This window comes from Limnothrix sp. CMB-01 (genome assembly GCF_055193175.1).
The window spans coordinates 3674118-3689302 of sequence record NZ_CM143720.1; the positions used below are offsets into that span (position 1 = coordinate 3674118).

10 protein-coding genes and 1 riboswitch are annotated in these 15185 nt (G+C 57.4%); of the genes, 7 read left to right on the forward strand and 3 right to left on the reverse strand.

The annotated features are described in order from the left end of the window. Nucleotides 1-124: 124 nt before the first annotated feature. Nucleotides 125-931: a nuclear transport factor 2 family protein gene (locus ACZA91_RS15120; protein WP_463183143.1), complete on the forward strand. Its 807-nt coding sequence runs from the start codon at nucleotides 125-127 to the stop codon at nucleotides 929-931. A 61-nt stretch (nucleotides 932-992) separates the two neighbouring features. On the opposite strand, the gene ACZA91_RS15125 is transcribed toward ACZA91_RS15120, so the two are convergent. Continuing rightward, nucleotides 993-3899, reverse strand: coding sequence for a two-partner secretion domain-containing protein (locus tag ACZA91_RS15125; RefSeq protein WP_463183145.1), 2907 nt, complete (start codon nucleotides 3897-3899; stop codon nucleotides 993-995). A 374-nt stretch (nucleotides 3900-4273) separates the two neighbouring features. Further along, a complete protein-coding gene (gene smpB / locus ACZA91_RS15130) occupies nucleotides 4274-4738 on the reverse strand; it encodes an SsrA-binding protein SmpB (protein ID WP_099532473.1) in 465 nt (154 codons plus the stop codon). A 375-nt stretch (nucleotides 4739-5113) separates the two neighbouring features. Between smpB and ACZA91_RS15135 the strand changes: the two genes are divergently transcribed. The 3 genes from ACZA91_RS15135 (at nucleotide 5114) to ACZA91_RS15145 (ending at nucleotide 7505) form a co-directional block, all read left to right on the forward strand. Further along, on the forward strand, nucleotides 5114-5239 hold the full coding sequence (locus ACZA91_RS15135) for a hypothetical protein (protein ID WP_463183149.1): 126 nt from the start codon (nucleotides 5114-5116) through the stop codon (nucleotides 5237-5239). A gap of 51 nt (nucleotides 5240-5290) precedes the next feature. After that, a riboswitch (Glutamine riboswitch) is annotated at nucleotides 5291-5446 on the forward strand. Between the two features lie 39 nt (nucleotides 5447-5485). Continuing rightward, nucleotides 5486-5953: a DUF4278 domain-containing protein gene (locus ACZA91_RS15140; RefSeq protein ID WP_099532475.1), complete on the forward strand. Its 468-nt coding sequence runs from the start codon at nucleotides 5486-5488 to the stop codon at nucleotides 5951-5953. Between the two features lie 592 nt (nucleotides 5954-6545). Continuing rightward, nucleotides 6546-7505, forward strand: a complete 960-nt coding sequence (locus ACZA91_RS15145; protein ID WP_463183153.1) for an ion channel — start codon at nucleotides 6546-6548, stop codon at nucleotides 7503-7505. 109 nt (nucleotides 7506-7614) lie between these two features. On the opposite strand, the gene ACZA91_RS15150 is transcribed toward ACZA91_RS15145, so the two are convergent. After that, complete coding sequence (locus ACZA91_RS15150) at nucleotides 7615-9261, reverse strand: ArnT family glycosyltransferase (protein WP_463183156.1); 1647 nt, start codon at nucleotides 9259-9261, stop codon at nucleotides 7615-7617. Between the two features lie 284 nt (nucleotides 9262-9545). Between ACZA91_RS15150 and ACZA91_RS15155 the strand changes: the two genes are divergently transcribed. The 3 genes from ACZA91_RS15155 (at nucleotide 9546) to ACZA91_RS15165 (ending at nucleotide 15183) form a co-directional block, all read left to right on the forward strand. Continuing rightward, nucleotides 9546-11045 carry a hypothetical protein gene (locus ACZA91_RS15155; protein ID WP_463183158.1) on the forward strand — a complete coding sequence of 500 codons (1500 nt, stop codon included), beginning with the start codon at nucleotides 9546-9548 and terminating at the stop codon, nucleotides 11043-11045. A 95-nt stretch (nucleotides 11046-11140) separates the two neighbouring features. Next, entirely contained in the window at nucleotides 11141-12337 is a 1197-nt protein-coding gene (locus ACZA91_RS15160) for a tetratricopeptide repeat protein (protein ID WP_463183160.1), read from the forward strand. A gap of 65 nt (nucleotides 12338-12402) precedes the next feature. Beyond that, entirely contained in the window at nucleotides 12403-15183 is a 2781-nt protein-coding gene (locus ACZA91_RS15165; RefSeq protein ID WP_463183162.1) for a PD-(D/E)XK nuclease family protein, read from the forward strand. The last annotated feature ends 2 nt before the right edge of the window (nucleotides 15184-15185 follow it).

Consider the following 15185-nt stretch of genomic DNA (forward strand, 5'->3'; position numbering starts at 1 on the left):
TCTCTTTCAACCGCTACAATCGGACAGGCAAGGCGGGACTTGATCCCAAAGCGACGCGATCCGGCCGATCGCCCCCTTTGAGTCATCAATCCGGCCACTTCCCGACTTCCTAAATTATCATTCCATGCTTCTTCGCGCTTGTTACGTCTTGGGAAATCCGCAACCGATCCAGTGGGCTAGCCGGTGGGGACTCGCCCTCGGAGCCAGTCTGCTGATGGCCATGGGCACTGCCGTCAACCCCGCCGCCGCCGTGACGATCGATCCCAGCGTGCAAGCCCTGTTGAGCGACATCGATCGCGCCGCCAGCGCCAAAGATGCCGGTTTGCTGCAACGGTTCGCCCCCAACTTCCGCAGCGCCGATGGCCTCAGCCGCGACGAGTTGGGCCGCTCCCTCAGTCAGTTTTGGCAATCCTTTGATCAGGTGACCTACAGCACCACCGTTGAAAAGGCCGATCGCGATCGGGACACCTGGATTCTCGAAACCCGCACCGACATCACGGCCACCAAAGCCAACACCACCCTCGGGCCCGCCAAATTGGTCACGGAAGTGCGGGCCCGCCAAACCATTCAAAACGGCCTGGTGATCCGTCAAGAACTGCTTGATGAGCGCACCACCACCCAATGGGGCAGCAAACCACCCCGCGTGAGGGTGCGGCTGCCGGAGCGAGTGCGCCCAGGGGATACTTACACCTTCGATGCGATCGTTCAAGATCCGTTGGGCGACACCCTGTTGGCTGGCAGCGCGATCGATACGCCTGTGCGTCCGGAACTGTATGCCATTCCCCAAAATGCAGCCCTAGAACCTATTTCCGCTGGAGGGTTGTTCAAGGTGGGGCGCGCGCCCAACAGCCCAGGATCTCGCTGGATTTCCGCTGTTTTGGTGGGCCCCGAGGGCATGACTTGGATTACGGAACGATTGGAAGTGCGCTAGGTAGAAGTGCGCTAGGGATTTGTAGGTATTGGGCAACTAGCCTGATGGGGATTGGGTTGGATTAGTGGGGCTGGCGGAATTGGCGACAGTTCAACGGGAAACCCAACTGGGGCGTTGCCGGATTGGCCACAAGGGCGATCGAACCGTTGGCCCGAGTTACCCAACCCTGGGCTTCAATAATTGGCTCAGAAATAATTGGCTCAGAAACTGGCTCAGGTGCTGACTCAGAAACTGGCTCAGAAAGCGCTGCGGTAGGCACTGGGCGATCGGATGGATTCGGGGCGATCGCCCGATCAGGAGTACCCGTCGCCTCCCCCGCCAGATTACCGTCCAACCACCGCACATCATCCCAGTAGGCCCCCGCGCTGCTGGCTGGCTGATCGGGTTCCGCCGGGACTCCCCCTCGCCCTGTCACCACAAATCGGTTACCCTCATCCGCTGCGCAACCGATAATAATCGCCGCCGTTGGATCCAAAGTATCTTCCGGTAAGTCAATCAACCCCGATTCATCATTGAAATTTTGGGTGTTGATTTGCACCGCCCCGCTGAAATTTGCTCCCAGCCCCGAAGTGGCCGTGATGTCGCTTTGGGGGGTGAGCTGCTGTCGAAAGGCTGTTCCCACAACCGTATCCGCCTGAATTTCAACGCGCCCGCCCCGCCCCGCCTGAGCATTGGCCGTAATATCGCTGTTTTGCAGGGCCGCCAGGGAAGAGACCTGAAACCGGATGTTCCCGCCATCACTGCGCACGGCGTTGGTGGCGATCGAACTGCCGGCCAACATTTGCAGCGTGTTCACCTGCACATCAATGTTGCCCCCACGACCGGAGGCGGTGTTGGCGGTGATGTTGCCGTTTTCCAAACGTAGGCGATCGCCCGTGATGCTGAGGCTGCCCGCATCCCCCGTTAGGCTGCTGTTGACGGCAATTTCTCCTTGGTTGCGAATCACCAAATCGCCCACCTGTAGGTTCAAGCTGCCGCTGTTGCCCGTGGCAGTGATTTGGGGCAAATCTGCCCGCCCGGAAACCGCCAACAGCCCGCTGCGGAAACCATCGGCTGATCGCCCACTAATTTCCATGCGATCGGCTTTGATGGTGATGTCTCCCCCTTGGCCCAACCCCAACGAGGAACTAGAGAGGGTTGCGCCGTCCAAAACCCGTAGGAATGGCGTTTCAATCAACACGTTGCCGGCCGGATATTCCGTGAAGGTATCGGTGGCAATCCCACTGGAGAACAAGCGATCGCCGGAACTACCAATCAGGTCAATTTGGCGGGCGGCCCGAATCGTGATTTCACCGGGTACTCCTCCCATTGCGAACACCCCGATCCGAATGTTGGCCCCGCTCTGCCCCCCAATAAATGCCCCATCACGCACCGTGAGGGTATTGGTTTCAATGAGCATGGCTCCGCCCCGACCATTGCCAGCGATGGTGTTCGTAAAAATCCCACTGGCCACGGAAGCAAGGGGCACTGCATCTTTAATTTCAATACCGTCCCGGACTTGAACCGTCAAAGCGCCGCCGGGGCCATTACCTAAATTCACCGTCACCAGTAGCGCTCCCCCTTGCACCAGCAAGGATCCAGCACGAATGGTGAGGGTGCCGCCTTCGCCCGTGGACTCGCGAGCGTTGCCCGTGCTGATCAGGGAACTGGCGGCATTCATTTGCTCGGCATCGATGATGATGTCGCCGCCTCGGGCTGTGCCAAAGGTAGGTGCAAACACAACGGCCCCATCGGCAACTGTGAGGTTGCTGGTATTGAGCCGAATGGAACCCCCATTCCCCAGACCGGCGGTGTTGATGTATAGGCCAGCGATGCGAACTTCGGGGGTAATTTGCCCCACCAGGCTGCCGCCAACAATTACCTCGTTCACAAACTGCAATCCCAGGCCGCTGAGGGTGATGGCATCGGTGGCACGAACATCAATGTCGCCGCCCTGGCCGGAGGCAAAGGTGCTGGCGGAGAGGAGGGCGGGCCCTTGGGTGTTAAAACGGTTGGCTTCAATGACGATCGAGCCACCTCGGCCGGAGCCGCTGGTGTCAGTCACGATCGCACTAGGCTGTTGACCAGTGGGATCAATGCCCGCCACCACCACTTGATTAGCCCCGATCGCGATCCCTCGGCCGTTTATTTCTCCTTGCGTGAGGGCCGTGACCGTGGAGCCGTTGAGAATCGCCACTTGACCCGCCTGAAGATTCAGCAGGCCACCACCGGGGCCGCTGGCATCGATCGCGGCTTGCTGATCCAAATTGATCACGCCGCTGCGTTGGGCCGTACCCAGGCCGATCGGCCCGTTGGTTTGCCAGCGCACCGTACCACCGGCCGCACTGATCAGATCAATTTGCCCTTGGGGAGCCACGGCCCGCCCGCCCGCCAGATCGATCGCCCCGCCCACCAACGACAACCGCTGGGTCGGAGCCACTACCAAGCTCCCCAACAGCCGAATCGGAGCCGGTTGCTGACCTAACTGCAACCCCAAGGGAACCTGGGAAGACAACAGCGGGGGCCCACCCGATCGCCCCGCATCAAAAGTCACCCCATCACCAAACACCAACCCTTCGGCCGTGCTGGCCCAAAATGCGCCCCCCAGTTGCAACTGGGCATTGGGCCCAAACAGAATTCCGTTTGGATTCAGCAAAAAAAGATTGGTGGAGCCATTGGCCCGAAGCGTGCCCAAAATCTCCGACCCTTGGCCACCGGTCACCCGAGTGATGGCGTTTTGCACCTCCGCGCCCGTGTTGAACCAAGCGGTCATGCCCTCAGGGACCGAAAAGCGCTCAAAGCTGTGGAACAGATTCCCACCCGATCGGGTGCCCCCGTCGATTTGGATGGTGTCGCCCGTGGTTTGGATGCGCGACGGTTCCGGCAATGTGCCATCAGGGGCGATCGGCCCCACTTGGGCCCCGGCAGCGCCTCCCCAAAGCCAAGCACAACAGCCCGCCGCCAGCCATCTTCGCCGCAAATTTCCCATCGTTTTTTGGATCGGTTTTGGGCCTATCTGACCCGTTTGGCCAAGGCCCCTCCCCAGGAAGATAACAAACGGCCACCGGGTGCTGAGGCTCCCCGCGTTTGCTGTGTTCACCCGATCGCCAGTTATGAAACAACGCATCCAAAACGCCTCATGGGCGGTCAAGCAAGGAGTCCGCCTTGCTGTGTTATACCAACGGCCCGAGACACACCCGCAAAATCAACCCACTTCAAACGAGCAAATGACGATCAAATCATGAAAACAAATCATGAAAATTCATGATCGAAGATTCATGCTCGAAAACGCATGATCGAAATCCATGATCGCAATTCATGGCCAATCAACCATCAAACTAACCGACTAACCGACTAACCGAGCTACCGCTTGAGGGCCCGTTCCATATCGCGCTGATCTTGCTTGCGCTTAAGGTCTTCCCGCTTGTCGTGCAGTTTCTTGCCTCGGGCCAGCCCGATCGCCACCTTGACCCATCCCCCCTTCAAATACATGCGCAAGGGAACCAGGGTTAGCCCCTTTTGATCCACCTGTCCTACCAGTTTGCGGATTTCTTCCTTGTGCAACAGCAGCTTGCGCGTGCGGCGAGGGTCGTGGTTAAAGTAGCTGCCCGTGGTGTCGTGGGGTGAAATATGCACATTCAGCAGCAACGCTTCGCCATTGCGGATGAGGGCAAAACCATCCCTGAGGTTCACCTTACCAGCCCGAATGGACTTCACCTCAGTGCCCTTGAGTTCAACCCCCGCCTCGTAGGTTGCCAAAATTTCGTACTCGTAGCGGGCTTGGCGGTTGTCAGCGACAATTTTGTACCCACTTTGCTTGTCGGCCACGCTGTTGATTAACCCTCCGTCGCGCTCTGAACCCAGTCGGAAATTTGCAGGTTGGTCACTGGACTCAAGCCTGACCGGGATCGATAGGAGGTCTATTCTAACCGCTGATTCATCTCAAGCGGCGCGGTACCGGGATTTTGCAAGATTTGCGAGCCGATGGCGGTGGTGATGAGTGGCGATCAGTAGAGATCAGTGACGATCTGTGGTGGTGATGAGTGGGATTGCCCAAAAACTAGGCAAGCAATTGAGCAAGAAATTAGACAAGCAATTTAGACAAGAAAGGAGGCAAGGCGGGAACCGATCGACCTTTCAGCAACCTTTCAGAAAACTTTTCGCCAGATCATCGCGATCGAATCCTCAACTTGCGATCGATCCATGATGCAGTTTCCAAGGCTCTCGATCGCCCTCAGCAGCTTCCAGGCAAGGGTTTTGGGCGAGGGCCAACGGTTCGATCGCCGCCCATTCATCAGCCCCAGCGATCTTTGCTTCACAAAATATTAAGTGCCCCTTGACTATTTTGGGCTTAAACCGTATCTTTAGATACAGAAACCAATCGTTCATCTTTCCCCGCTAACACCACAGCTCGCAGGTCACCCTTGCAGCCGTTAGTTAGAAAGAAAGACGGAAGTAGGGATTCTAGGTCAATGTCGATTTTGGGTTAAGTCCTAACCACCGATCCACAACCCGCAAATCCCGAAGGAACGCGCCTCAGTCAGATCCTGAACGCATCTCCTGGAGGCGATCCTCATGAAACTCATTTATCGCGGTGTCCGGTACGACAGCACAGAAACCCCTCTGCCCACGGTAGAAACGGGCCACACTGGTCGATATCGCGGATTGGAAGTGCATTTTCGCCATGCCGAAAGCATTCCGCCGCAACCAGTCAATGATCTGACCTATCGGGGTGTCGCCTATCGCACGGGCGCTGAGGCCTTCGCGCCCAGCAGCGTCCCCGCTAGCCGCCCCGTCACTTCGCCGATCAGCCAACCCCTTACCGCAGGTTCTGTTATGTCTACCCAATCGATCTCCGCTCGTGCTCGTGTCCAAATGATGTCCCGTCATCATCAAGCCGCTGCTCGTGAACAATTGGCACTCGATCGCGCAGCAGCCGAATTGGGTCTGGGCCACCTGTCGTCTACTTTCAGCCGCATCCAAGGCAAAATGCAGCACGACATCGCCATCTCCTGCGAACCCAGCTCCGTCGCCATGAGCTAAGCAACCCTCGCTGGGGTTTGAGCCACCCGGAAGTCATTTGGGTTTCGTTGAGTGGTTCCTAAGCTGAATTGTCTTGAACTTGTCTCAAACCTTTTTTGTTGTGAACTCTTTCTCGAATGCTGTTCGGTAGAGCAGGGTATCGGTTGAATGAAAGGTTCTGATCCAAGGTAGTTGGCTTGCGGGCTGGCTGCCTTGGACTCTTTCCTGAATTTGTTCTGGCTGATATTTTGCGAAACTCGAATATTTCAGTGAGCGTTAGCCCCATGCCCCCAGTGCTCCTTGAGCAGGTTGGGGGTATTTTTTTGGGTTTTTCAGTGGGACAAGACCCTTGCTAAGATGCGGGTGGGAATGGGGCGATCGCCCGTTGGGGCTTTTCTGTTTCGATATGAAGCAACGATTCGGTAGGTATTTCGGTGGGCAATGCCCACCCTACGAGTTTTCGGGATTTATTTCGAGATCTCTTTTTCAAGATTGATTTTTGGGAAATTTCTGAAAATCTATTTTTAGACATCTATTTTTAGATTTTAGATATTTATTTATCCTTGGGGAGTCTATTTTTCTGGGTCTAGGTCTATCTTCTCTGGGTCTATCTATGTTGAATTTCAAGCGATCGGGTCAAGCTCGCGCCCCCAAAGAACCCCATGGCCAAGTGACTTCCGATCGCAAACGGCTACGCATCGTGCGTATGGGACACCGTTTCCACCCTTGGGAAGATGCCTACCATTTATTACTAACCTTGAGCTGGCCGAAGTTTTGGCTAGCGATTATTGTGGGCTATGGGCTGGCCAATTTCCTTTTTGCTGGGTTATACCTTTTGGAACCCGAAGGAATCGCCAATGCCAAACCGCAATCTTTCATGGATGCGTTCTTTTTTAGTGTGCAAACCATGGCAACGATCGGCTATGGCGCAATGTATCCGGCCAAGCCTTGGACACAGATGCTCACGGCCGTTGAAGCCTTGGTGGGGCTGATGGGATTTTCGGGAGCAACGGGGCTAATGTTTGCCCGATTTTCGCGGCCCACCGCTCAAGTGCGCTTTAGTCAGGCGCTCCTGAAAACAACCCATGAAGGTCAACCCACGTTGCTGTTTCGGATGGCCAATCAGCGGCAAAATCAGATTATTGAAGCCCAGGTGAGTTTGGTTTTCATTGAGGATACGGTCACTCAGGAAGGGGAATATTTACGCAAGATTCAGGACTTATCGTTGGTGCGATCGACTTCGCCCATGTTTGCCCTGTCTTGGTTGGTGATGCATCGAATCGATCAACAAAGTCCCTTGTTTGACCGCTCGATCGAGTCTTTGTGCAATAGCAATGCTACCTTTGTGGTGTCCTTGACTGGAATTGATGATGAACTGAGCCAAACGGTTCATGCTCGCCATATTTATGCAATTTCTGATGTTTTAGAAAATCACCGATTTGTGGATATGCTGACCCATCAGCCCAATGGGGTCATTTGTATTGATTACCGATTTTTTGATCAAGTGGAATCGGTGGCTCAATTCACACCCAAAATGGCACCCAAGATCACACCCAAAAGCACTCCCAATTAAAGCAATTGAAAGCAGGTTTCGGGGAAATTTCGCTCATAGCCTGTTAATGCTGATTTCAGCAATCAAAGCTTCAGGGTCACAAGCCGCAGCGCTGGAAGTTTGGGGGCGATTATTCACTCCGACGAATCACCAACCGATCGCCCGCTTTGCCAATTAAAATTCCTGCTTTAAACGGAGGCCGATCGCGATCTTGGGGCCGAATTACCCACAGGGACACGCGGCGATCGGCCCAATGTTTGGCCTGTTCCGATTGAGGCACGGGAATCACTTCACAATGGCAATAGAAATCTAGGGAAGGGCGTTGGGTGTGATCGCTCGTGTAAACCTTTGAGCCAGAATGGGCGACCGATCGCAGCAGATTAGCCACCGGCCGCACGGGATATTGTTCATTCAGTTCCCAAAGCCAACTGCCCGACGAAAAAAACAGCGTTAACCCCACAAACATGCCCCAAAACGCCACGGGGATCAGTTGTCGATCGCCCTGCTGGGCCAACAAGACCACGGCTCCCCCCGTTAGCCCCAAGGCCGCCAGCGCCAGGGCGAGCATCGGCTCCAATGGTGTGGCCAAGAAGCTGAAGTAAACGGCTCCAGCTCCGCCACCCAAGGCCAACAAACCAAAAATCACCTGCCATGATCGCCCAAATCGGGCCGGCGGTTCTTCCCACAAAGACCCCAGCAAGGGCCCGATCGCCAAGGCCAAGGGGGGATAGAGCGGCAGACCATACCAGGGAAGTTTGGTTTCCATCACGGAAATGGGCAGCAGATAGCCCAAGCTCCAAACCAGCACCAACTTGCCCCAGGGCCAATCCCGATCGCGCCAGGCCGCTTGGAAGCCCGCTGGCAACAAAAACAGCCAAGGCCAAGCCAATTCCAACAGCTCTTGCAGATAAAACCAAGGCGGGCCGCCCCGATCGCTCACGGAATCCCAAACCCGCCGCAGGGACTGATTCAGCAAATTGGTCTCAAAAAAGGTCGGGCCATAGTGTTGCCATTGGGCCCCATACCAAGCCAGGGCTGGGGCCAAGCCCAACAGCCCCCCGAGCCAGAGATAGGGCGATCGCAACAGCCGAGGCGTATCCCAGACTAAAAAACCGAAGATTAGCCCCCCAAACAACAGGGCCACCAGCCCCTTCAACAGGGCGATCGCGCCGAGGGCAAACCCAATTCCCAGCGTCCACCGCAAATCCCGCCGAGCCCGCAACAGACAGCACCAGGCCAGCAACCCAAAGGCCACAATTGCCGCATCCAACATGGCTAACCGCCCATGGCGCACCACGGGCAACCAGGTGAGATACACCAAGGCGCTGAAGAGGGCGGCGGCCCGGTGGGTGAAAATTAACCGCCCCACCGCAAAAACCAGCGGTACGGCCGCCGCACCCAGCAAGGCTCCGGGCAGTCTTGCCGCCCATTCACTTTCGCCAAAAATCCGAAACAACAGGGCGATCGCCCAATGGAGCAGGGGCGGCTTGTTGAAATAGGGGCGATCGTGCAAGGTGGGAAACCACCAAGCCTCGGAGCCGATCGGGACGCGGGCCAACTCCCGGGCCACTTGGGCCACCGTGCCCTCATCCCAATCGCGCAGGGGCAACCCACCCAAATTGATGCCATACAACACCAGGGCCAACAATCCCAGCCCGATCGCCCAGGCCCAATCCACCGCCCGATCGTCCCTGCGCCACAGTTGCCGGGCCATGGCTCCCATACGGGACGATCGCACCGAGGCCGAAGAACCAGCCGGGTCAGGATTAGGGGCCATAGGGATGGGGAAAAGGGATTGGGAAATTGATCGCGAGGTTGAAATCAATGCCCAATCTAGCGAATTAAGGGGCCCGAAAACCCAGAATCAATCCGTTTTCGGAGGCTGACATGGCCGTTGAAATGGTCGTTGGCAACGGTGCCATTCGTGGGGCCCAGACCGCACGCCCGACCCCGATCGGCCGGCTTATACTGGCTGGCATCGTGGGCCCCATAGCGTCTTCAAAAATTTCCAGCTAAATCAACCGAACCATTCAACCTAGCCATTCAACCTAACCATTTAAGATGCAGCTTTCACCCATCGTCGATATCGTTATCGGCCTCCTATTCGTTTACTTAACCCTCAGTCTGTTGGCTTCGGAAATTCAAGAACTGATTGCCACCCTGTTGCAATGGCGAGCCGCTCATCTGAAACAGTCGATCGCCCAATTACTGGGCGGCGGCAGCCAATCCACCGTCAACGGCCGCGCCCCCCAGCGTCCCGGCGACAGCACCCGTGCCGAACAACTGACCGAACGCCTCTACGATTCCCCCACCATCAACAGCCTGAACCAAGAGGCTCGGGGGTTGTTAGCCACCGGTTTTCGCAAGGGATTTCGGGTTCTCTGTAACCTGATTGGCCTCAGCAATCCAATCTTTGGGCAACATACCAGCGCCCCTTCCCATATTCCGCCCAGTTCCTTTGCCGATGCGTTGCTGTCTTCGGCCAAAATTCCCGAGCTAATTCGTACTGTCAGCCTGCGGCGGTTTGAGCAATTTACCCAAGATTTGGGGCGACAAACCCGCCAACTGTTGCAACCACAACTGAGCGATTCGCGATTGACCCAACTGCTCGATCGCTTTGAACAACGCCTGCGAGACATCACCACCGACTATCGATCGGGCAAATTTGACCTCAAAATCAGTCTCACTCGAGTGTTGAACTCCGTCGATCGGCTCATTAGCATTCTGCAAGCGGCCCATGTGCCCGAGGTCGATCGACTGGTGATCCTGCGGGACGACACCTTTGAAGACCGCGAGGGCCACACGATTTTGCTGGCGGCCCTGTTGCCCTCCACCGAAGAAGTGCTGGATGGGTTGCGCCACAAACGCGCCATCTACCAGGAAGTGCAATCGGTGATTGCCGAATTGCGCGATGCCAATGACCCCACTCGCAAAGGATTGGAAGAGGCCCTGAACCTGTTACCCGAGCCTGTGCAAGACAACCTGTTGCTGCTGGCAAAACGGGCCCGATCGCGGGCGACCTCCGTGCAAGAGGATTTCCAGGAATTCCAAAAGGAAGTGGAAGGTTGGTACGATCGAGCGCGCGATCGGGCATCGGGGGTCTATCGCCGCAATGCGCGCGGGGTTTCGATCCTGTTGGGCATTATCCTGGCGGTGGCCAGCAACGCCGACACCTTCAACATTGTGAGCAAGCTGTCTCGGGATACGGCCCTGCGGCAAGCGGTGAACGCCTACGCCGATCGAGTCGTCCAAACGGGCAGTGCCCCTGGAGTTCCTTCGCGGCCCATGCTGCCCAAGTGGTCGGAAGTTAGCCAGGACATGCAGGCGGCTTTGGATGAAACCACCCTCCCGATCGGCTGGGATTCCAACAAACTAAATGAGCAACTGCGCTACGACAATCGCAAACCCAAAAACCAAGGAGAAGTGATTTGGGTCTTAATTCGCACGGCTTTGGGCTGGCTGGTCACGGGCTTGGCGATCGCGATGGGCGCACCCTTTTGGTTTGACCTACTGGGCAAAATCATGCGAGTTAAAAACACCGGCAAATCAGAAGCATCCTAATTGTCCAGATTGTCCAGCACTATATTGGCGGTGATAAAATTTCGTGAGTAGGTTATCGGCTCACTCACAATGCTTCAGGGCCGAACCATTCGCCCATGCCAAAAGTCACAACCACAACGTCTGAGTCTGGCGGTTCGGGTTGGGTTTGGTTGCTGTTGGGTGTGGGGGCGATCGGGGGTGGGCTTTGGGGGCTAACGAGCTGGCTGCTGGGTCGATCGCCCGCCTTGCTCACCCAGGCCCGCCAAGCGCGATCGACTCCTTCAATTCCCCGCCTTGCGGAAACCAACCAGCAACTCACCCAGCAAATCAACTGGCTGCAATTGATTCCCCCTTGGCCCCTGTTGCCCCATGACCAGGCCCAAGCCCAATTGCCCACGCTCAAAGAACAGCAATCCGCCATTAACCGCGAGCTGACGATCGCCCGGGGCCTGAACACCGCTGAAAATGCGGCCATGAAAGCCGCCCGCTTGGTGCAAAATCCGCCCCACCCGCCAGATGTTTGGCAACAGGCCAAGCAGCAATGGCAGTTGGCCATTCAAACGTTGGCGAGTCTGCCGCCGGATGCGTTGACGGGGGCAGTGATTCAAAGCAAGCTAGCCACCTATCGATCGAACCTGGCGGCGATCGAACAGCAATTGGCTGTGGCAGTGCAGGCGGTGGAATTTAACAATCGTGGGGTTGAGGAACTGAACAACGAACGCTACCGCGAGGCGATCGCTTGGTTTCAGCAGGCCCTGGCTCACAATCCTAAGATGGCGGAGGCCCTGTTGGGGCAAGGATTGGCGCAAGTGGCCCTCCAAGACTATCGATCGGCATTGGAGTCCTTCAATCGATCGATTACTGCCAAGGGTGACTTTGTTGATCCCTATCTCTATCGGGCGGAAACTCGCTATGAATTTGGTGATGCGGCCGGGGCCATGGCGGACTTGGATCAAGCCATTGCCCTGGATAACCAGCGGGCGACGGCCTACCTGCTGCGAGGGGTGATCCATTTTGCCGAAGACCAAGCCAATCAAGCCCGATCGGACTTAAACAAAGCTGTGGAGCTGTTTTCGCAACAGAAAGATTTTGATGCTGCCACCCAAGCCCGCACCCTGCTGGCGCAACTGCCCGCTGAATTGCCGCCCGCTGAATTGCCGGTGACGGAATCTGCCCCGCCGGACAATCCAGCAGTGGCGGTGGAGGACGATGACGATGATGATGACGATTACAAACGCCGTCGTCGTCTCTCGTTGCAGGATGTGCGATCGACCTGGGATCGGGTGCGCCGCTCTGGTCGCCGTCGCCGCTAGGCTTTGCGATCGACTACTTTCCCCGATGCCCGCAGGATGCCCAATTTCAGGATCCCCAACTGTCCATGACCGCGAACCGATCGAGCGTCAACACCTCAAGAACAATCTGGCTGGGAGCCAAGGCCGCCCAGGTGCAGCGGGCGATCGCCCAAGGTCTTTGGGGCCCATTTGATTGGGTGCTGACCCCTACTCGGCAAGCGGCCCGGGCGATCGGGGTGCAGGCCCAATCGCTCGATCAACTCCTGAAGCGGTTGCGACTGGATGGCAACCTGGCTCCGGTGCTGATGCGTCAGCGGGCTTTGCGATCGGCCGTGGCGGCGGTTTGGCCTGAGGTGGAAGCGGGTCAATATGCCAATACGATCGCCCCTGTGATTCGGGAAATGTTGCATAACGGCTGGTCTCTGGCGATGGCGGCCCAGGAACCTACCTTGAGCGATCGGGCGCGGCGGTTGGTGACCATCGCCCAGGCTTATTTGCAAGCGCTGCAATTAGCGGGCGATCAAAAATTAAGCGATCAAGAACTGGGCGATCAATCCATTCAGCGGCGGGCTGTCGATCGACCAGCCGATCGACTAGATGCGGCCCAAATTTATGGACAGGCGGCTCAGGCGATCGTCCAGGGCGCAGTGGATCCCCTGGCGTTGGGCCTGTGGGGTTATGGTTATTTGGCTCCCGATGCGATCGCCCTTATCGATGCCCTGGCGGGGCCCGGCAGTTGCCTTTGGTGGCCCGACCACCCGGCTTTGCATCGGCTGCTGCCGGCCTGGGAACAGCGGGGCTGGACGGTGCGATCGGCTGCGGAATTCTTTGCGGAATTCTCTGCGGAATCTGAGGCAACAGCCTCCCCAACCGAATGCCCAGCCTGGCAACGGGCGATCGCCTTTCCCACCCTGGAGGATGAGGTGCGCTGGGTTCTGGCCAAGGTCAAACAGCATCTTCATCAGGGCGTACCGGCGAACCAAATGGTGCTGATTGCCCGCGATGAGCAACGCTACGGGCCCAAGTTGTTGGAGGTGGCGCAGGAATTTGAAGTTCCGGTGCGGTTGCTGTATGGCGTGCCCCTCACGCAAACGCGGGTGGGCCATTGGGTGCAATGCCTGCTGGAAGCGGCCCAACAACAATGGGCCTATGAGCCAGCAGTGCAATTATTGCGCCACCCGATCGGGCGCGATCGCCTAGAAGGTCAATGGGAAACGGCCCGCCGCCTACGCCCCGATCGCCCCAAGGCCTGGATTCATGCCGGTCTTGATCTCACCGATTTGGCCCCACCGGCCCAATCGGCCCGCCGCAGTGCCACCCGTGAGCAGTGGGTGAGTTGGGTGCAGGACTGTGCCCGATCGCTGGAGATTCGATCGGGCGCACAGCATTGGCCCAGTGAAGCCAACGCCCTCAGCAGCCTAAATCACCACCTGATTGAGCTAGCCCGTCCTAGCCACGAAACCTTAACCCTGGCCAGCTTTGCCCAGGAATTGCGGGAACTGTTGAGCCTCATTTCCGTGCCCCGTCACCCCGGCCGAGGGGGCGTGGAATTGCACAACCCCGCCAGCCTGATTGGGGCCCAATATCGCTACGGATTTGCCCTGGGAATGGTGGAAGGCTGGTGGCCCGCCCCGATCGCCCCAGATCTAGCCCTCGACTGGTTCGATCGACGCGCCCTCACCCAAGCCGGGTTTCCGATGGCTGGCACTGCCGAACTGGCGGATCAAGAACGCCTCCACAACAGCGCCGCCTTTGCCACCATCCAAGAGCAATTGGTGTTCAGCTATCCCCAGTGGCACGGCCAGCAACCCCAATCCCCCAGCGCCCTGCTCTGCAATCCCCAAATCAAACCCACCGAGCCGGAGCCGGTTCCCGATGTCAGCCCTTTGGCCAGTTGGCAGCGGTTTTTAACCCGCCCCGATCGCCCCGCAGACCTGGCCCAGGATCCCTTAGGCCTAGCGATCGAGCGAGCTTGGCGGATGGAATGCCAACGATTGCGCGGCGGCCAGCCCGATCGCCCGGAAGATTTGGCGTTTCACGGTTTCCTTGGCTCCCTCGCTGCCATGGATCCCGATCGACATACCTTCAGCGCCTCTCAAATCACCGATCTGGGGCAATGTCCGTTCAAATACTTCGCGCGGCGCGTTCTGCGGCTCCAAGAACCCCAAGAAGCCGAAGCCGACTTGCCCCGCAACAGCAAAGGCAACCTTTACCACCGCGTTTTGCAAAAGCTGGGGGAACAACAGCGCGATCGGCAAGCGCCCGTTTTCAATGACCCTGAGCAACGGTTGGCGGCCCTCGAAACCTGGCTGACCGAAGCGGCCACCGAACTGCAACTGCCGCGCCACCTCACTTGGACAGCCCAGCGCCAAGAACTCCTGTCCCAATTGCAGTGGTTAATTTTGCAAGACACCTTTTTACCCGCCGAGTCCACAATCCTCCATTGCGAAGTGCCCTTTGAAGGGGAGTGGCTGGGCCTGAAGGTGAAGGGCATGATCGATCGGGTGGATCAGTCCCCCGATGGCTTGGTTCTGATTGATTACAAAACCGGCAAAGCTGAAGGAGCCAAAGTCAAAGACCAAACCGGCCAAGCAAACCTGGATGTGCAACTGTTGGTTTATGCCAGCGCCGCCGCCCAACTGGCTCCCGAAACCCCCGTCGCCAAGGCCTATTACTACAGCCTGCGGGAAGCGAAACTCGTCTCGCCTCAATCGCTCACCAGTGACAACCCAGAGGTGGGAGCCTTGGTGCAACGGTTGCGCCACCACCTGGCCGCAGGGGAATATCCCGTGGATCCCGATCGGGAATACAAAGCCTGTCAGTTTTGCGAAGCCTCATCGGCCTGTCGTTGTGTCCAGGATGGCTGATT